Genomic DNA, 19,133 nt, shown 5'->3' on the forward strand with positions numbered 1-19,133 from the left:
GCGCGCGTGGCCGCGCGACCCCCATGGATACGAACGGGAGCCCCACCGTGCCCTCTCGTACGACTCTGGCAGCCACCACCGCCGCACTGATCGCCCTCGCCGCCCCCATGGCCTTCGCCGCCCCGGCCGCGCCCCGGCCGGCGGCGCAGGCCGCGGCCTGGGACACCGACCGGGCGGCCGCCGCCCACGCCGCCGACCCCGGCTCCGTCACTGCGTCGGGCAGCGAGAACGGCGCCACCGGACCGGGAGCCGCAGCCGACGGCGACGGCACCACCCGCTGGTCCAGCGACTTCGCCGACAACGCCTGGATCCGGGTCGACCTCGGCTCCGTCATCCGGATCAGCCGGGTCACCCTCGACTGGGAGGCCGCCTACGGCAGGAAGTACGTCCTGGAGGCGTCGAAGAACGGCACCGACTGGACCACCTTCTACACCGAGGACGACGGCACCGGCGGCAGCGTCACCGCACACACCTACCCGCAGGAGGTCACCGGCCGCTACGTCCGGATGCGCGGCGTCCAGCGCGCCACCGCCTGGGGCTACTCGCTGTACTCCTTCAAGGTGTACGGAGGGGAGCAGGCCTCCGCGTCCACGACCCGGAGCAACCTCGCCCTGAACCACCCCGCGTACGGCAACCTCTACCAGCACGCGGGCAATTCACCGGCCTTCGTCACCGACGGCGGGTGGCCGGCCGACCTCAAGGCCGACCAGTCGCGCTGGTCCAGCGACTGGAACGCGGACCGCTGGGTCGGCGTCGACCTCGGAGCCACCTCCACGATCGACACGGTCGACCTGTACTGGGAGGCGGCCTACGCCGTCGACTACCGGATCCAGGTCTCCGACGACAACCGTACCTGGCGCACCGTCTACCAACCCTCCGCCGCCGACGTCGCCGCCCGCCGCGCCGATGTCAAGGCGCCGGGCGAGGCCGCCGGGCGCCACGACACCGTGACCCTGTCCACCCCGGCGAGGGGCCGTTACGTCCGGATGCTCGGCATCGAGCGCCGCTCCTTCTACAACCCCGCACCCGCCACGGCCCAGTTCGGCTACTCCCTCTACGAGTTCCAGGTCTTGGGCACCGGAGGGAGCGCGGACGCCGCCTACCCGGCCCTGCCCAAGGACCCCGGCGGCGCGTACAGCACCACCTTCTTCGACGACTTCACCGGCTCGGGCCTGGACCGCTCCAAGTGGCGGGTGGTGCGCACCGGCACGGAGATGGGCCCCGTCAACGGGGAGTCGCAGGCCTACGTCGACTCGACGGACAACATCCGCACCGAGAACGGCGCCCTCGTTCTGGAGTCGAAGTACTGCAAGGCGTGCACCCCCACGCCCAACGGAACCTTCGACTTCACCTCCGGCCGGGTCGACACCAACACCAGGTTCGACTTCACCTACGGCAAGGTCAGCGCCCGTATGAAGCTGCCGGTCGGCGACGGCTTCTGGCCCGCCTTCTGGATGCTCGGCAGCAACGTGGACGACCCGTCCGTCTCGTGGCCCGGCTCGGGCGAGACGGACATCATGGAGAACATCGGCTACGGCGACTGGACCAGCTCCGCCCTGCACGGCCCCGGCTACTCGGCCGACGGCAACATCGGCAAGCAGCAGACCTACCCCAACGGCGGCCGGGCCGACGCGTGGCACACCTACGGCGTCGAGTGGACGCCCGAAGGCATGACGTTCACCGTCGACGACCGGGTCGTCCAGACGACCTCCCGCCAGAAGCTCGAGTCCACCCGCGGCCAGTGGGTCTTCGACCACAACCAGTACGTGATCCTCAACCTGGCTCTCGGCGGGGCGTATCCCGCCGGCTGGAACAAGGTCACCACGCCCTACTGGGGCCTTCCGCAGTCCAGCGTCGACCGCATCGCGCAGGGCGGCGTCAAGGCGGAGATCGACTGGGTGCGCGTCGAGCAGAAGAAATAGCGGAAGAACGACAGACCACCACCCCCCGCACCTCCAGGTCACAACCGCACCCGCGCGCGGCACGGCACCGCACCCCGCCGTGCCGCGCGCCCACCGCACCGAGGAGCCGCACATGCCACCCCGCAACCGTCACCGGGCGAGACCCGCGACCGCCGCACTGGCCGCCGCCACCGTCCTGGCCGGCCTGCTCGCAGGCGCCGTCCCCAGCGCCGCGGCGCCCGTCGCGGCCGACGAACCGGCGCCCGTCGCCATCGACCGGTTCGAGGGCGAGGTCCCCTTCGCCAACCAGCCCGCCGAGGGCATCTTCACCTGGGGCGGCGACGCCGACGACCCGCCCACCCTGGCGCTGAAGGAACGCGCGGACGCGCCCGAGGGTGCGAAGGTCCTCGAAGGCACCTACGACATCAGCGGCTACGGCGGCCTCAGCCACGACTACGCCGCCGACCAGCCTGCCCACGACTGGTCCGCCCACAAGGGCATCCGCTTCTGGTGGTACGGCCAGAACACCGCACCCCTGCCGCCCGGTTCGGGCAAGAAGATCAGCTTCGAGATCAAGGACGGCGGCGCCCACGGCGAGGCCTCCGAGCTCTGGACCACCTCCTTCACCGACGACTGGGAGGGCTGGCACCAGGTCGAGATCCCGTTCGCCGACTTCACCTACCGCGGCGACTACCAGCCCGTCGGCGGCATCGACCAGGTCCTCGGCCTCGACGAGATGTGGGGCTACGCCCTCACCCTGCCGCCCGGCGCCCCCGGCACGTTCGCCATCGACGGCATGGAGCTGTACGGGAAGGCCGACGCCGCCCTGAAGGCGAGCGTCGTCACCGACGCGGCCGTGCACCCCGTCAAGCAGGGCGAGACCGCCGACATCGACCTCTCCGTCGCCACCACCGGCTCCCTCCCGCTGGAGGAGCCCGTCACCGTCGCGTACGAGACCAAGGGCGGCACCGGGGCCTCCGGCACCGACTACACGCCGGTCAGCGGCACGTACACCTTCCCCGCGGGCACCGCCTCCGGCACCACGCACCGGGTCTCCGTCACCACGAAGAAGATCACCGGAGCCGCCTCCGCCAAGACGGTCCCGCTCGAACTCACCGTCACCGGCGCCAAGCCGCCGAAGGAGAACCCGCAGGTCGTCATCGACGCCCACGGGCTGCCCTACCAGAACCCGAAGCTGCCGGTGAAGAAGCGGGTCGCCGACCTGCTCGCCCGGATGTCGCCCGCCGAGAAGGCCGGCCAGATGACGCAGGCGGAGCGCAACGCGCTCTCCTCGCAGGGCGACATCGCCACGTACGACCTCGGCTCGCTGCTCTCCGGCGGCGGATCCGTCCCCACGCCCAACACGGCCGCGGCCTGGGCGAAGATGGTCGACGGCTACCAACTGCGCGCCCAGGCGACCCGCTTCCAGATCCCGCTGATCTACGGCGTGGACGCGGTGCACGGCCACAACAACGTGATCGGCTCGACGATCATGCCGCACAACGTCGGCCTCGGCGCGACCCGCGACCCGAAGACCGTCGAGAAGACCGGCGCCGTCACCGCGAACGAGGTGCGCGCCACCGGCATCCCGTGGGACTTCGCCCCCTGCCTCTGCGTCTCGCGCGACGACCGCTGGGGCCGTGCCTACGAGGCGTACGGCGAGGACCCGGCACTCGTCGAGTCCCTGGAGACCGTGATCCAGGGCATGCAGGGCGCCCCGTCCGGCAAGGACCTCGACCGCAACGACAAGGTGCTGGCCACCGCCAAGCACTACGTCGGTGACGGCGGTACGGAGTACGGCTCCTCGACCACCGGTTCGTACCCCATCGACCAGGGCATCACCAAGGTCACCCGGCAGGAGCTCGAAGCCGTCCACCTCGCCCCGTTCGACGACGCCGTCAAGCGCGGGGTCGGCACGGTCATGCCGTCGTACTCCTCGCTCGACATCCTCGGGGACGACGAGGGCCCGGTGAAGATGCACGCCAACGCCGAGATGATCAACGGTGTGCTGAAGGACCGGATGGGCTTCGAGGGCTTCGTCATCAGCGACTGGCAGGCGATCGACCAGATCCCCGGCGACTACGCGAGCGACGTCCGTACGTCCGTCAACGCCGGACTCGACATGATCATGGTGCCCACGGCGTACAAGGACTTCACGAAGACGCTCCAGGACGAGGTCACCGCCGGCCGCATCACCCAGGCCCGGATCGATGACGCGGTCTCCCGCATCCTGACGCAGAAGTTCAGGCTGGGGCTGTTCGAGAAGCCGTACGCCGACACGTCCAACCTGGACAAGGTCGGCTCGGCCGAGCACCGCGCGGTGGCCCGCGAGGCCGCCGCCAAGTCCCAGGTACTGCTGAAGAACGACGGCGGCGTGCTGCCGCTGAAGTCCACGCAGAAGGTGTACGTCGCCGGCTCCAACGCCGACGACATCGGCAACCAGGCCGGCGGCTGGACCGTCAGCTGGCAGGGCTCGTCCGGCAACATCACCCCGGGCACCACGATCCTGTCGGCCATGAAGAAGGACGCCGCCTCGGTCACGTACTCCAAGGACGCGTCGGCCGCCACGGACGGTTACGACGTCGGTGTCGTGGTCGTCGGCGAGACCCCGTACGCGGAGGGCATCGGCGACGTCGGCAACGGCCACGACCTGGAGCTCTCCGCCGCCGACAAGGCCGCGGTCGACAAGGTCTGCGCCGCGATGAAGTGCGCCGTCCTGATCGTCTCGGGCCGCCCGCAGCTCATCGGCGACCGCCTCGACGGCATCGACGCGCTGGTGGCCTCCTGGCTGCCGGGCACCGAGGGCGACGGCGTGGCCGACGTGCTCTTCGGCAAGCGGGCCTTCACCGGCCAGCTGCCGGTGAGCTGGCCGAAGTCCGAGTCGCAGCTGCCGATCAACGTGGGCGACGCGGCATACGACCCGCAGTTCCCCTACGGCTGGGGCCTGACCACCCTGAAGAAGCCCCCGGCCGGCGGCGAGCTCACGCTCGGCGCGCTCGCGCTGGCCGCCCAGGTCGCGGAGAAGACCGGCCTCGGCCGGACGGACGTGGGCCGGACCATCGTCGGCCAGGCCCGGCTGCTGGTCCAGCAGAAGACCGGCGGGAAGGTGACGGAAGCGGTGTCCAAGCCGTTCGCCGACGCCGACCACCTGCTGCTCACCGGTGACCTGACCGGTGCGGTGGCGAAGCTGAGGGCGGCGTACCGGGCCGCCTGAGACGAGCGGGCGGGCGGCGAGGTCAGCCGCCCGCCCGCGCTTCTCACCCGTCTGGGTTAGCTTTGAACTATGCGGAACAGGCCGTTCCCCCCTTTCCCGGTCCCGGCGTTCCTCGCGGGACTCCTCCTCCTCCTGCTGTCGGCGGCCGCCCTGCTCCTGGCCCCCGCCGCACCCGCCGCGACCACTGCCTCCACCGTCGACGAGGTCGCCCAGGCCCTGCGCAAGAGCCCGGTGTACGTCGATCCGGCAGCGGCCGGCCAGCTCTCCCGGGGCCAGGCCGACGCCCTGACGAAGAAGATCAAGGACGCGGACAAGCCGGTCTTCGTGGCCGTGCTGCCGCAGAGCTCCGCCTTCCCCGAGGACAGCGTGCTCCGCACTCTGCGCACCGACACCGGCATCACCGGCGTCTACGCGATCCGCCTCGGTGACGGATTCAACGCGGGCGCCGACCCTCAGGTGATGTCGCAGCAGGCGGTGCGGAACCTCACCGCGGCCGTGAAGACCCCCGGCGCGGACACCTCCGCCGCAACCCAGCTGAACGCCTTCGTCGACCGGGCCGTCGAGCAGGCCCGGGGCAGCGCCCCCAGTTCCTGGGGCGGCTCCTCGTCCGACAGCGGTTCGGGTTCGGCAGGAGCCGGGCTGATCGTCCTGGGCGCGGTAGTGGTCGCCGCCGGTGCGGGCGCCTACACGATCGTGCGCCGCAACCGGAAGCGCAAGGAGGCCGAGGAGCGGGCCGCGCTGGACAAGCTCCGGGTCGTCGTGGACGAGGACATCACGGCGTACGGCGAGACCCTGGACCGGCTCGACTTCCACCCCGCGGAGCCGGGCGCCGACGACACGATGCGCGCCGACTACGAACGCGCCCTCGACTCCTACGAGAGCGCGAAGTCCCGGATGGCGCAGGCCCGGCACCCGTCCGACGTGCGCGGGGTGACCCAGGCCCTGGAGGACGGCCGCTACTCGCTCGCCGTCCTGGACGCCCGCCGCACCGGCGGAGAACTTCCCGCCCGTCGCCCGCCCTGCTTCTTCGACCCGCGCCACGGCCCCTCGGTCGCCGATGTGCAGTGGACCCCGTCGGGCGGCACGGCCCGCGAGGTCCCGGTCTGCGGCGCCGACGAGGTACGGCTGCGCAACGGTGAGGACCCGATGAGCCGCACCGTCGACATGGGCGACGGGAGCCGGCGCCCGTACTGGGAGGCCGGACCGGCCTACGGCCCCTGGGCGGGCGGCTACTTCGGCGGCGGCCTGCTCCCGGGCCTGCTGGTCGGCACGATGCTCGGCTCGATGCTCTCCACGCCGGCGTACGCGGCGGAGTACGGCGGCGGCGACTTCGGCGGGGGCGACTACTCGGGCGGCGACTTCTCCGGCTCCGACTTCGACTCGTCCAGCTTCGGCGGGGGATTCGGAGACGGGGGAGGCGGCGGCTTCGGTGACGGCGGCGGTTTCGGCGGGGGCGGCGACTTCGGGGGCGGAAGCTTCTAGAAGCGCGCGTGCCGGGCGTCGCCGAGCAGGCGGGAATCGAAACACGCCGTGGGGCCCCGTCGCGTCGGTGGCGATGAGTTTCGGACCGCGTGGCAGTCTCTCCTCCCGTACACCTGAACGGTATTCGAGGAGCGGGTCATATGCGCATCGTCATCAGTGAGTTCATCAGCCTGGACGGCGTCGTACAGGCGCCGGGCGGTGCCGAGGAGGACACGGACGGCGGCTTCGCCCACGGCGGCTGGTCGCACCCGTTCTTCGACCCGGAGGTGGTGGGCGGCGCCTTCGACAACGCGATGAGCTCGGCCGAGGCACTGCTCTTCGGCCGCCGTACCTGGCAGACGATGGCGGGCGCGTGGCCGGAGCGGGCCGGTGACCCGTTCGCGGACCGGATGAACGGGATCGAGAAATACGTCGTGACCGACACCCTCGGAGACGACGACCTGACGTGGAACAACACCGAGCGCATCCCGGGCAAGCAGTTCGCCGGGCGGATTCAGGAACTGCGCGAGAAGGACGGCGGGAACCTGCTGGTCATGGGCAGCCCCACGCTCGTACGCGGCCTGCTCGGCGAGGGGCTCGTCGACGAACTCCGGCTCGTGATCATGCCGGTACTGCTCGGCGGCGGGAAGTCGATCTTCCCGGCGGACGGAGGACTGCGCACCCTGGAGCTGGTCGCGCACGCCACCAGTGACGCGGGCGTGCAGGTGTGCACGTACCGGACGGTGGCGAAGGGCTGAACGGGGTGCGGGGCCGCGGCCCCGCACCCCTCAGCGGCTGCGGGCCCCGGATCAGCGGCGACCGGCGTGCGCGCGCTCGAAGGCGGCGAAGGCCGTCTCCTGGCGCCACTGGGTCGCGGCCTTCGGGTTGTCGGCGAGGTAGCGGACACAGCGCGCGCCCGGGTGGACGTCGCCGGGCCGGCTGTCGGCGCAGGCGGGGACGGCGCGGTAGCCGGAGGGCGCGGAGCCGGCGGCCCACAGGCTGCGGCCGTCGCGGAAGGCGTACTCCAGCGAGGCGCGGGCCAGGTCCTTCAGCTCCGTGTAGCCGAGGCCGTACGTCTTCGAGGCGTACTGGTACTCGTGGCTGATGTTGATCCGTGAGACGCCCGGGTCGTCCGTCGACAGGACCACGGGGACGCCGTAGCGGCGGTAGGCGTTGAACGGGTGGTCGTCGCCCGCGATGCCGAGGATCTGCTTGTTGCTGGAGAACGGCACCTCGACGGCCACGTTGCGTCGGGCCATGGTGCGGGCGAGGGCGCGCCAGTCGTTCTCGTGGACCAGGTCCACACCGTGCCCGATGCGTTCGGCGCCGGCGACGCGCACCGCCTCGTTGATGTGGAAGGTCAGGTCCTCGGGCTTGACCAGGCCGGGGGCCAGCTCACCGGCGTGCAGGGTGAGATGGGCGTCCGGGTACTGGCCGCGCAGGTACTGCAGCATCCGCATCTGGAGGCTGTAGTTGGCCAGTGAGCTGTCCCAGTCCTCGGGCTGCACGAGGTTGACCGCGACGAACCTCGGATCGCGCTCGGCCAGCCGCATGCCGACCGCCATCTGTGTGAACACCCGGGCCGGTGAACTGCCCCGGGAGACCTGGGAGATCCAGCGCACGGGCAGCCGGCAGCCGGGGTCGGGGTGCGCGGTGTCGCAGTGGGCGGTCCTGCGGAAGTCGGCGTCGCCGTCGTCGGCCTCCTTGACCGCCTCGTCGACGACCCGGTTGAGGCCGCCGGCCAGCAGCTTGCGGTGGAACGCCGACAGGTCCGCGTCGTAGCCCACCTTCTCGGCGAGCGCCTTCGCGCTGTCCGAGGCCGGGGTGACCATGGTCTCCAGGTAGAACTGGTTCTGCTCGACCACGGTGTTGGCCACGTTCGCCAGCAGCTTGCCGCGGTCCCACGTGGCCAGGCCGAACTTGCCGAACGTGTCGAAGAAGTGGTCGTGGCCGGACTGGTCGGCGGGGAAGTCCTGCATCGACCAGGCGCGGATGATCTGCTGCCGGAACGCCGCGTCCGTCCTCGCGTCGGCGGCGGGCCGGGTGCCCGGCCCGCAGGGCGGGGCGACAGCCGTCATCGTCGCGTCGATGCACAGCCCCTTGTCGATCGCGAGCTTGATCAGGTACTCGGTGGTCGCCGCACCGGACAGGTGGTTGTGCAGATCGCCGCCCTTGGGCAGCGCTTCGAAGAATGCCTTCAGCCGCTCGGGCCTGCCCTGCGACGCGTCGAGGTACGCGGCGGTCCTGCGCTCGGCCGCCGTCACCTCACGGGGCGAGGCGAACCCGGCGGCCGAGGGCGACGCGTCGTCCGCCGGTGTGGCCTCGGCGGGAAGCGCCGGGAGCAGCGTCAGTACGGCGAGTGAGCCGAGCCCGGCCAGGAACGGGTACTTGGGACGGCGTGCCGTCCGGATGGTTGAGGTCACCGCCGCATGATCGCCTCTGGTTCAGAGGGATATCGCCTGAATCGCGGCCGGGGCCGGACACGTCCACTCGATCGAGTGGGAGACCGCATCGTGTTCGCCTGCCCTGCGGCGGCCCTTGACGTGACATACCGCCAGAGTCCTATAGTGCTAGAACCCTAGATGAATAGAGGCGACGGTGATCGAGTTCCACCTCGATGCCCGGTCCGGCGTCGCGCCGTACCTGCAACTGGTTCACCAGGTCCGACAGGCCATGCGCCTGGGGCTGTTGTTCGAGGGGGATCGCCTGCCCACGGTCAAGGACGTCGCGGCGAAGGTGGCGATCAACCCGAACACCGTCCTCAAGGCGTACCGGGAACTCGAGTACGAGGGCCTGGTGACCAAGAAGCCCGGCGTCGGCACCTTCGTGTCGAGCACCCTCAGCGACGCCTCGCTGTCCCAGCACGAGCCCCTGCGGCAGGAGTTGCGCGGATGGCTGACGCGGGCCCGGGCCGCCGGACTGGACGAGGAAAGCATCGAGGCCCTGTTCCTGAGCACGTTCCGTACGGCCACCGAAGAGGAGCAATGACCGCCATTCTGGAAGCCATCGGCCTGGGCAAGCGATACGGCCGCCGCCAGGCACTCTCGGACTGCACGCTCAGCGTGCCCGCCGGCCGGGTGGTCGGCCTGGTCGGGCCCAACGGGGCAGGGAAGTCGACGCTCCTGCAACTCGCCTGCGGGCTGATCACCCCGACCTCGGGCACCATCGAAGTCGTCGGCGGACGCCCCGCCGCCGACGCGGCCCAACTGGCCAAGGTCGGCTTCGTCGCCCAGGACACCCCCACGTACACCGGGCTGTCCATCGCCGACCATCTGCACCTGGGCGCCCGCCTCAACCCCACCTGGGACAAGGGTCTGGCGGAGGGCAGGATCCGGGACCTCGGTCTCGACCCCGCCCAGCGGGTCGGCAGGCTCTCCGGAGGTCAGCGGGCCCAGGTCGCCCTGACGCTCGCCGTCGCCAAGCGCCCGGAACTGCTGATTCTCGACGAACCCGTTGCCGCCCTCGACCCGCTGGCCCGCCGCGAGTTCCTCCAGGGGCTCATGGAGCACGTCGCCGAGCACGGCACCACCGTCATCCTCTCCTCGCACCTGGTCTCCGACCTGGAGCGGGTCTGCGACCATCTGATCTCCCTGGTCGCCTCCCGGGTCCAGCTCGCCGGAGACGTGGACGACCTGGTCTCCACCCACTTCCGGCTGACCACGGCCCGCCGTGACGTGGAGAGCCTCCCGAAGGAGATGCGGGTGCTCCAGGCCACCCACACCGAGCGCCAGAGCACCTTCCTGGTGCGAGCCGAGACCGCCCTCCACGACCCCGCCTGGGTGCTGGAACCCCTCGATCTGGAGGACCTGGTCCTCACTTACATGGCCGAAGGCAGAACCGCCGCTACGAAGACCCCGGAGGCACAGCGATGATCTGGCTGACCTGGCGCCAGTACCGCGTCCAGACCCTCGTGGCCCTGGCGGCGCTGGCCGCTGTCGGGATCGCCCTCGTGATCACGGGGGCGCAGATGCGGACCTCGTACAACGGTGATGTGGCCGGCTGCTCCACCACCTGCGAAGCGGCCAAGAACGCGTTCGTCCACGAGTACGAGACGCTGGCCGCCCTCGTCACGGGACTGCTCATCGCCGTGCCGGGTGTCATAGGGATCTTCTGGGGTGCCCCGCTCATCGCCCGGGAGCTGGAGACGGGCACCCACCGGCTGATCTGGAACCAGAGCATCAGCCGCAGCCGCTGGCTCGCCGTGAAACTCACGGCCGTGGGCCTGTCGTCCGTCGCCGTCACCGGTCTGCTCAGCCTCATGGTGACCTGGTGGGCCCGCCCGCTCGACGAGATCACCAGCAACCGTTTCGATCCGCTGCTGTTCGACGGCCGGGGCATCGCACCACTCGGCTACGCCGCCTTCGCCTTCACCGTCGGAGTCTGCGCCGGCCTGCTGATCCGCCGGACGGTTCCCGCGATGGCGGTCACCCTCGGCCTCTTCGTCGCGGTCCAGATCCTCATGCCGTACGCCATCCGGCCGCTGCTCATGGAGCCGGTGCGGGCGGAGGTGGCACTCGCCGGCCTCGGCATGGCGGCGCAGGAGGGCAGGCCGGCGGAGGGCGTCGCGTGGAGCGCCACCGACATCCTGCTGTCGGGCGACGGGGAGAACGCCCAGGTGAAGGTGGGCCTGTCCAGGCCCGGGGCCTGGGTCCTGTCCGGCCTGGGACCCGTACTGAACTCCGCAGGCGAGGAGATGCGCGGCAGCGCAGGCTGCGCCGCGCGGGAGACCGATCCGATGCGCTGCTTCGCGACGTCGGACTTCCATGTGGCGGTGGAATATCAGCCCGGGGACCGCTACTGGACCTTCCAGTGGGCCGAAACGGGGATCTTCGTCGCGCTCGCGGGCATCCTTGCCGGGTTCAGCGCCTGGTGGCTGCGCCGGCGTCTGGACTGAGCGGCCGTCGAGGGGCGGGCCCGGCCCCACGAGCCTCCCGGTTCCGTGCGGGGCCATTCGCGCCCCTTTTCCTCCGGCCCCGCTCACGCCCTACGTTGGGGGCCATGCCGGACACGCCGATACCTTCTCCCGCGCCCGTTCTCCCTTCCGCCGCCGATGTCGTACGCACCTGGGACGCCCGCGCCGACCACTATCTCCGCCTCTTCCGCGATGAGTTGGACGGCAAGCCCTTCGACCGCGAGGTTCTCGACGCGTTCGCCGGGCGAGTCACCGAGGGCGGCCGGGTGTACGACGTCGGCTGCGGCCCCTGCGGCCACGTCACGGAACTCCTGGCCACCCACGGCCTCGATGTGCTCGGCATCGACCTGGCGCCGCGCTGCGTCGCACTCGCGAGTCGGGAGCGGCCCGGTTGCCGGTTCGCGGTCATGGACCAGCGGGACATCGCGGGAGAGCGGCTGGACGGGCTGGTCTCGTACTACTCCCTCCACGACCAGTCGAAGGGGGAACTGGCCGCGACCCTCGCCTCATGGGCGGCGGCGCTCCGCCCCGGCGGTCAGTTGCTGATCGTGGCCAAGGAGGGGACGTGCGACGGCGTCATCGACGATCCGCTCGGCAGTGATCTGCGGGTGTACTGGGCCGAGTTCGCGGAGTACGAGCTCCGCGCGGCGGCCGGGGAGGCGGGCTTCCGTATCGACGACTGTACGGTCCGCGAGGCGTACGACGACGAGATCCCGGCCCGCCGGATCTACCTCGCCGCCACGCGTGGGCGCTGAGGAGGGCCTCCCGGCGGACCCGTCAGTCCGGGAAACTTCCGTCCCGCCCAGGCCGTTTGTACAGCTCAACAGAGCGGCGAGTGGTGTAGACCACTAACGAGGAGGAAAACTATTTACCCAAGGCCCATCCCTGTGGCTGACTATGACGTGTTCGCGACAAGATGACGCGCGTAGAACATCGCCGATCGCGCATTCCCCCACAAGCAGGAGGCCGCCATGTTCCCCCGCACCGCTTCCCCCCGGTCCACCGAGAAGAGACTCACCGTGGCCGGTGTCATCGGCACGAGCGCCGCGCTGCTGTTAGGCCTGATGTCCGGCACCGCGTCGGCAACCCCCGTGCCGGACAACCCCGTGCCGTTGGGCCAGGGATACATGGGCGTCGGCTATCTCCAGGATGGCGAGGCCTTCAAGCCCGACACCCGGCAACTGCACCTCGGGGCCCCGGCTGACGCCAACCTCAAGGCGAACCCGGAGGGCATCGACGTCTCCAAATGGCAGGGCGGCATCAACTGGAGCTCGGTCCGGGGCGCGGGCATCGAGTTCTCCTGGATGAAGGCGACCGAGGGCCTGACGTACAAGGACGCGACGTTCAGTGCCAACTACGTCAACGCCTACAACGCGGGCGTGATCCGGGGCGCGTACCACTACGCGCGGCCCGACGTCTCCGGCGGCGCCGCCCAGGCGGACTTCTTCGCGAGCAACGGCGGAGCCTGGTCCCGCGACAACCTCACGCTGCCCGGCGTGCTGGACATCGAGGGCACCTGCTACGGCTACTCCCAGGCCGGCATGCGTCAGTGGGTCCTCGACTTCTACAACAAGTACAAGGCCCGTACGGGCCGCGACGTCGTGATCTACACCAGCCCGAGCTGGTGGAACACATGCACCGGCGGCTGGAGCGGCATGTCCGCCCTCAGCCCGCTGTGGGTCGCCCACTGGACCTCCGCCGGCAGCCCCAGCATTCCGTCGGGCTTCCCGTACTGGACGGTCTGGCAGTACTCCTCCACCGGCTCGGTGAGCGGAGTCTCCGGCAACGTCGACCGCGACCGCTTCGGCGGTGACCGCTCCCGCCTGCTGGCCCTGGCCAACAACACACCGTGACGGTGGACGCCGGAACACGTTGCCCCGTCCCGGGCGTGACCTCGGGGTGAGCACGGGGGCCGGAGCGGCCCTCCCCGCCTGCTCCGGCCCCCACGCACCCGTGCCCCGGGATTCAGCCCGGCTCCACGACCGTTCGCGAAGGAGTACGTCATGCGCTCGACCCCACCCCTCAGCAGGCGCGCCGCGCTGATCGCCGGAACCGCCGCCCTGGCCGCGGGGCTGGGACCGGCGACCGCTTCCGAAGCGGCCGTACGGAGGCCCGGGAGCTCACGCTCCCGCGTCGCCGCGCTGTCCCCCCAGCAGCGCGCCGGGCAGTGCGTCATCCACTCCTACCCCGGCCTCACGCCCCCCTCGTCCCTGATGAGCGCCATCAGGGAAGGCCGCACGGCCGGTGTGATCTTCTTCGGGGAGAACATCCAGAACCTGACCCAGATCGAGGGCGTCATCCAGTCGATGAACGCGGCGCACGCCTCGTCCCCCGTGCAGGCCCCGCTGCTCCTGATGACCGACCAGGAAGGCGGCATGGTCCGCCGGCTGCCCGGTGAGCCCGTCATGTCGGCCAAGGACGTCGGCGCCTCCGCCGACCCGCACCAGTGGGCCGACTTCACCGGCAGCGGCGCGGGCATGAACCTCGCGGGCATCGGCATGAACGTCAACCTCGCCCCTGTTCTCGACGTCTACCGCCGGGACGGCGACTTCACCGACCAGTACGAGCGCTCGTACAGCAAGTCCGCGGCAGCCGTGGCCAGTTGTGGTTCGACCTTCATCACCGCCCAGCAGGGCGTCGGGGTCGCCGCCACCGCCAAGCACTTCCCCGGCCTCGGCCCCGCGACCGCGAGCCAGAACACGGACCTGCGCCCCGTCACCATCACCACGTCAGCGGCCACCCTGCGCAGCGTGGACGAGGCGCCGTACCGGGACGCCATCGCGGCCGGAACCAAGCTCGTCATGCTGTCCTGGGCGACCTACACCGCCCTGGATTCCACCCGCCCCGCCGGTCTGTCCCCGACCGTCGTCGGCGAACTGCGCAACCGCCTCGGCTACACCGGCGTCACGATCACCGACGCCCTGGAGGCCGGTGCTCTCCAGTCCTTCGGCAGCACGTCGCAGCGCGCCGTCACGGCCGCGTCCGCGGGCATGGACCTGTTGCTCTGCTCGTCGCGCAACGTCTCCCAGGGGGACGAGGCGGTGTCCGCCCTGAGCGACGCCCTGACGTCCGGCGGGCTCGACGGTGCGGCCTTCGACGCCGCCGCCGCGCGCGTCGCCGCTCTCCGCGCCGGGCTGTGACGAGGGGCCGTCCGGCTCAGCCGAGGCGGGACGCCAGCGCGGTCCGCAACCGCTCGTAGGTCGGAGCGAGGCGCCGCAGTGTGTCCGCCGCTGCCTGGTCGTCGCCCGTGACCACAGGGTGCTGGAGGCTGCCGACCAGGCGGGCCTGCCCGGCCGCGATGGAGCCCGCTTCGGGGAGCCCCAGCCCGTCCAGGCAGTGCGCGGCATCGGAGAGCCTGCGGGCACCGACCCGGATCGCGAAGTGCGCCAGGAAGCCGCGCATCCCCGCGTCGAGCCCTCCCTCCACGAGGGCGGCCAGTGCCTCCACCCCGTCGGCGCCCCCGAGCGTGCCCGGCGGCACTGTCCGGTCCTGCCGGCCCGCCAGCCACCGCTCGGCGGCGGGCAGCGACGCCCGCAGGGCGTCCTCGGCCGGGACCTTCCGTTCCTGGACGAAGCCCGCCCGCATCACGTACGGGGCATCGACATAGCCGACCGCCTTCGCCTCCCACGCGGTGACGAAGTCCGCGAGCGGCAGCGTCGAGTAGGGATGGCCGTGCGGATCGTGGAAGACCACCGTGCCGCCGTCGACCTCCAGAACGGCCACGAAGTGGTCGCCACCGTTGTCGGTGGGTGTCCCCGGCTGGTGGAGCAGCAGCCCCATGTCGACGGGGCCGACGAGCACGGGCCCTCGGGCGACGGCCTCATGGAGCCGCTCCCCGGCCTCCTCGGCCGTACCACCCGCGGTACGTGTACAGCGCGCGCCGAGCAGGGCGATGGCCGCGTCCAGACCGTGATCCGGGTCCCAGCCGTAGGGGTCGAACAGCGGCAACGTGCCACCGAGCAACTCGAAGCCGAACGGCGAACCGGTCAGCACTTCGATGACGGCCGGGGACGGCGCTGACGCGCCGAGAACCATGGCGAGGGAGTTGGCGTAGCAGTAGGGGCCGGAGCCGATGTAGTGCGTCACTGGTGTCCAGTCTTCTCGGTCAGGAAGCGGGCCGGGCTGTTGGCGAACGCCCGGTGACCAGTGCAGACCTTGACGCGGTGTGAGGGTCAAGCACCCTGCGGGCCCCGCCGCCGCGCCCCTAGACCGTCGCGTCGAGGAACGCGGACCAGGCGTGCGGGGGGACGGTGAGGACGGGACCGTCGGTGACGTTGGAGTCGCGGATGTGCACGGCGGCGGGGTGGGCCGCGACCTCTACGCAGTTACCGCCCTCGCTGGCGCTGTGGCTCGACTTGTGCCAGTCGTAGGCGACTTCGAGGCAGTCGCCGCCCTGGTCGCTGCTGTAGCTGGACTTGAACCAGCTGAGGCCGGTGCGATGTGGTGCGCGCGTCATGTCTCTCCAAGCAGGTCGTCCAGCAGGCGCACGCTTCTTTCGACGGAAAGCGCCTGCGAACGCAGCATCCCATATTTCAGTTGGAGCACACTGACGTCGTCCGGATCATCGTGAAGGATATTGGTCAACTGCCCTTCGACGTACCCGAGATGGTCGTGATCCGGGGTCTCCAACAACACCATCGGGCCTGCGAGCCCTGCGTGCTTGGGAAGCTTCATCGGCATGATCTGAAAGCCGATGAAGGGTAGTTCCGCGCACTCGCGTAGATGCCTGATCTGCTCGCGCAAGACGTCGGGGTCCCCGATCTCGCTGCGCAGAATGCTCTCCTCCAGCACGAAGTGGAGCATGGCGCGTGGCCTACGCGTAAGGAGCCGTTGCCGGTCCAGGCGCGCGGCAACCCACTCCTCCTGCTCGTCCTCCTCGATCGGCGGGTAGAGGCAGGAGAAGACGAACCGCGCGTACGCCTCCGTCTGGAGCAGCCCTGGCACCACCTGGTTCTGGTACGAGAGCAGCGTCACCGCCTCCTGCTCGTACTCCACGAAGTCCTGCACGAACGCCGGGAACCTCTCCTTCTGCGGCACCTTCGCCACCGCGACCTCCAGCACCCCCTTCGTGTCCAGCGACTCATCCAGCCGGCGCGCGAAGTCCGCCTGAAGAGGCCGCCGCTCCTGCTCGATCGACGCGATCGAGTCCTCGCCCACGCAGCACCGCTCCGCGAGCGCGGCCTGGGTCAGGCCGGCTGCCTTGCGGAAGGTGGCGAGCTGGGCGCCGATCACGTGCCAGGACGTGAGGCGCTTGTTCCTCTTGGCCGACTGCATGATGTGCCTCTCCCCGTCACGGTCACCGGATGACCCGTCAGGAGCCGTACAGCCCCGCTGTGCGACCTGACGCACTGATCAATGTCAGTGACCGTGTGTGACCTTCGCTTCATGAATGAGACGACTCAACTCCCTTACTTCCGCGAGGCCTTCTACCGTCGTGAGCGCAGGTCGATCCCGCTCGTACGCAGGTTCGCGCGCGAGGCGCTGGTCGACTGGGCGTGCGGGGTGGATGCCGGCGACGTGCTGCTCTGCGTGAGCGAGCTCGCCACCAACGCCCTCGTGCACGGGGTACCGCCGGGGCGTGGGTTCCGTATCCATCTCTACTGGGAGCGAGGTGGAGGCGGCAGGCTCCGTGTCGAGATGCACGACAGCGGCGACGGCGAGGTCCCCGCCGCGCATCGCCCCGGGCCCGACGCCGAAGGCGGGCGAGGGCTGCTGCTCGTCTCGGCGCTCGCCGACGCGTGGGGCGTGGGGGAGCGGAGTCCCGGCAAGGTCGTCTGGTGCGAGTTTGCCGCTTCGGCAAGGATGTTTGCCGGATCGGAGCCGGGCGCGCACCATCTTCCGTAGATGGAGGTGTTTCGCATGAGCGACATGACGCAGACGTACGACGTGGTGGTCATCGGCGGTGGGGCCGCCGGCCTGAGCGGGGCGCTGGCCCTGTCCCGGGCCCGGCGTTCGGTGCTGGTGATCGACGCGGGCAGCCCGCGCAACGCACCCGCGTCCCACGTGCACAACTACCTCGGCCGCGAGGGCACCCCGCCCTCGGAGCTGGTGGCCATCGGCCGTAAGGAAGCGGCCCAGTACGGGGCGGAGATCGTCGAGGGTGAGGTCACGGCGGCGGAGCAGCTGCCGGGCGGGGCCGGGTTCCGCGTCGTGCGGGGGGACGGAACCGCCGTCACCACGCGTCGCCTCCTCGTCACCACCGGGCTCGTCGACGAGCTGCCGCCGATCCCCGGCCTCGCCGAGCGCTGGGGGCAGGACGTCCTGCACTGCCCGTACTGCCACGGCTGGGAGGTCCGGGACGCGGCGATCGGCATCGTGGCGCTGACGCCGATGGCCGTGCACCAGGCGCTGCTCTGGAGGCAGTGGAGCGCCGACGTCACCCTCTTCCTGCACAACGGGCCCGAGCCGAGCGACGAGGAGTACGAGCAGCTGGCCGCGCGGGGCGTCTCCGTGGTGGACGGAGAGGTGACCGGTCTTGAGGTGAGCGACGACCGCCTCACCGGGGTACGGCTGGCCGGCGGCCGGGTCGTTCCGCGCGGGGCCGTCGTGGTCCAGCCGCGGTTCACGGCGCGCTCCGGGGTGCTCGACGGGCTCGGGCTGCGCACCACACCGCTGGAGATGGCCGGGCACACCCTCGGCACGTACATCGCGGCCGACCCGACCGGGGCGACGGAGGTGCCCGGTGTGTGGGTGGCCGGTAACGTCGCCAGTCTGATGGACCAGGTCATCGCTGCCGCTGCGGCCGGGCTGAAGGCAGGCGCCGCCATCAACGCCGACCTCGTCGCCGACGACACCCGCCGCGCGGTCGAGACCCGCCGCGCCCCCTTCTCGGCGGAGGCCGAGCGCCAGGTCTGCGAGAAGACCCTCGGAAACCGCCGGCACGGACTGCAGGAGACGACACGATGACCACCGACAGCACCGCCTCGGGCACCTCGGGCGCCCCGGACACCTCCGACGCGGAACTCTGGGACGAGCGCTACCGCGAGAGCAACCGGATCTGGAGCGGCAACCCCAACACCGCCCTCGTCCGGGAGGTGGAGGGCCTGACCCCGGGCCGCGCCCTGGACCTCGGGTGCGGCGAAGGGGCCGACGCGGTGTGGCTCGCCCGCTGGGGCTGGCAGGTCACCGCCACCGACATCTCGCGCGTCGCCCTGGGCCGGGCCGCCGAGCACGCGGCAGAGGCGGGGGTCGCGGACCGTATCGACTGGCAGTTCCACGACCTCGGGGTCTCCTTCCCCGAGGGGGAGTACGACCTGGTGTCCGCCCAGTTCCTGCACTCCATGGGCGACCTGCCGCGCGAGCAGATCCTGCGCCGGGCAGCGGCGGCGGTCGCCCCCGGCGGCGTGCTCCTGATCGTCGGGCACGCCGGCTTCCCGTCCTGGGAGCACAACCACGCCGACATGGAGCTCCCGACCACGGACGAGGTGCTCGCCTCCCTCGAACTCCCCGACGGGGAGTGGGAGGTGCTGGTCAGCGTGGAGCACGAGCGCATCCAGAACGACCCGGACGGGAACCCGACCACGCGTACGGACAACGCGTTGAAGGTGCGTCGGCGTTGATGCGGGGGTGAGCCGGCCGGTCCCGGGCGCGGCAACCATTCGGGTCGTTCTCCGGTGCGTGACGGTAGCTGTCGTCGCGCACCGGG

Annotated in this window: 17 protein-coding genes; 13 read left to right on the plus strand and 4 right to left on the minus strand. The window is 71.0% G+C overall.

From position 1 onward, the window contains the following. Positions 1 to 47: 47 nt before the first annotated feature. The 4 genes from OG446_RS27540 (at position 48) to OG446_RS27555 (ending at position 7,334) form a co-directional block, all read left to right on the plus strand. Positions 48 to 1,922: a discoidin domain-containing protein gene (locus OG446_RS27540; RefSeq protein ID WP_328896542.1), complete on the plus strand. Its 1,875-nt coding sequence runs from the start codon at positions 48 to 50 to the stop codon at positions 1,920 to 1,922. A gap of 112 nt (positions 1,923 to 2,034) precedes the next feature. Further along, a complete protein-coding gene (locus OG446_RS27545) occupies positions 2,035 to 5,115 on the plus strand; it encodes a glycoside hydrolase family 3 protein (protein WP_328896543.1) in 3,081 nt (1,026 codons plus the stop codon). A 69-nt stretch (positions 5,116 to 5,184) separates the two neighbouring features. Further along, positions 5,185 to 6,597, plus strand: coding sequence for a hypothetical protein (locus OG446_RS27550; RefSeq protein WP_328896544.1), 1,413 nt, complete (start codon positions 5,185 to 5,187; stop codon positions 6,595 to 6,597). A gap of 140 nt (positions 6,598 to 6,737) precedes the next feature. Beyond that, entirely contained in the window at positions 6,738 to 7,334 is a 597-nt protein-coding gene (locus OG446_RS27555; RefSeq protein ID WP_328896545.1) for a dihydrofolate reductase family protein, read from the plus strand. Positions 7,335 to 7,385: 51 nt separating this feature from the next. Here the strand turns inward: OG446_RS27555 and OG446_RS27560 are convergent, their stop codons facing one another. Then, positions 7,386 to 8,999, minus strand: coding sequence for an adenosine deaminase family protein (locus tag OG446_RS27560; RefSeq protein WP_328896546.1), 1,614 nt, complete (start codon positions 8,997 to 8,999; stop codon positions 7,386 to 7,388). A gap of 175 nt (positions 9,000 to 9,174) precedes the next feature. Between OG446_RS27560 and OG446_RS27565 the strand changes: the two genes are divergently transcribed. The 6 genes from OG446_RS27565 (at position 9,175) to OG446_RS27590 (ending at position 14,628) form a co-directional block, all read left to right on the plus strand. After that, entirely contained in the window at positions 9,175 to 9,564 is a 390-nt protein-coding gene (locus tag OG446_RS27565; protein WP_326657688.1) for a GntR family transcriptional regulator, read from the plus strand. Then, positions 9,561 to 10,448 (plus strand): ABC transporter ATP-binding protein, encoded by an 888-nt coding sequence (locus OG446_RS27570; RefSeq protein WP_328896547.1) that lies wholly within the window; start codon positions 9,561 to 9,563, stop codon positions 10,446 to 10,448. The genes OG446_RS27565 and OG446_RS27570 overlap by 4 nt, the downstream gene beginning before the upstream one ends. Beyond that, on the plus strand, positions 10,445 to 11,470 hold the full coding sequence (locus tag OG446_RS27575) for an ABC transporter permease (protein ID WP_328896548.1): 1,026 nt from the start codon (positions 10,445 to 10,447) through the stop codon (positions 11,468 to 11,470). The genes OG446_RS27570 and OG446_RS27575 overlap by 4 nt, the downstream gene beginning before the upstream one ends. A gap of 104 nt (positions 11,471 to 11,574) precedes the next feature. Beyond that, positions 11,575 to 12,243 carry a class I SAM-dependent methyltransferase gene (locus tag OG446_RS27580; protein WP_328896549.1) on the plus strand — a complete coding sequence of 223 codons (669 nt, stop codon included), beginning with the start codon at positions 11,575 to 11,577 and terminating at the stop codon, positions 12,241 to 12,243. Positions 12,244 to 12,459: 216 nt separating this feature from the next. Next, the gene (locus OG446_RS27585) at positions 12,460 to 13,341 is read left to right on the plus strand and encodes a GH25 family lysozyme (RefSeq protein WP_328896550.1); all 882 of its coding nucleotides are present in this window, start codon (positions 12,460 to 12,462) and stop codon (positions 13,339 to 13,341) included. 150 nt (positions 13,342 to 13,491) lie between these two features. Continuing rightward, positions 13,492 to 14,628, plus strand: coding sequence for a glycoside hydrolase family 3 N-terminal domain-containing protein (locus OG446_RS27590; protein ID WP_328896551.1), 1,137 nt, complete (start codon positions 13,492 to 13,494; stop codon positions 14,626 to 14,628). A gap of 16 nt (positions 14,629 to 14,644) precedes the next feature. On the opposite strand, the gene OG446_RS27595 is transcribed toward OG446_RS27590, so the two are convergent. The 3 genes from OG446_RS27595 to OG446_RS27605 form a co-directional block, all read right to left on the minus strand. Further along, positions 14,645 to 15,574: a hypothetical protein gene (locus tag OG446_RS27595; RefSeq protein ID WP_328896552.1), complete on the minus strand. Its 930-nt coding sequence runs from the start codon at positions 15,572 to 15,574 to the stop codon at positions 14,645 to 14,647. A gap of 118 nt (positions 15,575 to 15,692) precedes the next feature. Then, on the minus strand, positions 15,693 to 15,944 hold the full coding sequence (locus OG446_RS27600) for a DUF397 domain-containing protein (RefSeq protein ID WP_328896553.1): 252 nt from the start codon (positions 15,942 to 15,944) through the stop codon (positions 15,693 to 15,695). After that, on the minus strand, positions 15,941 to 16,762 hold the full coding sequence (locus tag OG446_RS27605) for a helix-turn-helix domain-containing protein (RefSeq protein ID WP_328896554.1): 822 nt from the start codon (positions 16,760 to 16,762) through the stop codon (positions 15,941 to 15,943). The genes OG446_RS27600 and OG446_RS27605 overlap by 4 nt, the downstream gene beginning before the upstream one ends. Positions 16,763 to 16,873: 111 nt before the next feature. Between OG446_RS27605 and OG446_RS27610 the strand changes: the two genes are divergently transcribed. Genes OG446_RS27610 through OG446_RS27620 form a run of 3 tightly spaced genes read left to right on the plus strand, consistent with a single transcriptional unit; the run spans position 16,874 to position 19,047 of the window. Continuing rightward, on the plus strand, positions 16,874 to 17,332 hold the full coding sequence (locus tag OG446_RS27610) for an ATP-binding protein (protein ID WP_328896555.1): 459 nt from the start codon (positions 16,874 to 16,876) through the stop codon (positions 17,330 to 17,332). Between the two features lie 15 nt (positions 17,333 to 17,347). After that, positions 17,348 to 18,394 (plus strand): NAD(P)/FAD-dependent oxidoreductase, encoded by a 1,047-nt coding sequence (locus tag OG446_RS27615; RefSeq protein ID WP_328896556.1) that lies wholly within the window; start codon positions 17,348 to 17,350, stop codon positions 18,392 to 18,394. Continuing rightward, positions 18,391 to 19,047 carry an SAM-dependent methyltransferase gene (locus OG446_RS27620; protein ID WP_328896557.1) on the plus strand — a complete coding sequence of 219 codons (657 nt, stop codon included), beginning with the start codon at positions 18,391 to 18,393 and terminating at the stop codon, positions 19,045 to 19,047. Before OG446_RS27615 ends, OG446_RS27620 begins: the two co-directional genes overlap by 4 nt. Positions 19,048 to 19,133 lie beyond the last annotated feature (86 nt).

The organism is Streptomyces sp. NBC_00236, from assembly GCF_036195045.1.
GTDB lineage: Bacteria > Actinomycetota > Actinomycetes > Streptomycetales > Streptomycetaceae > Streptomyces.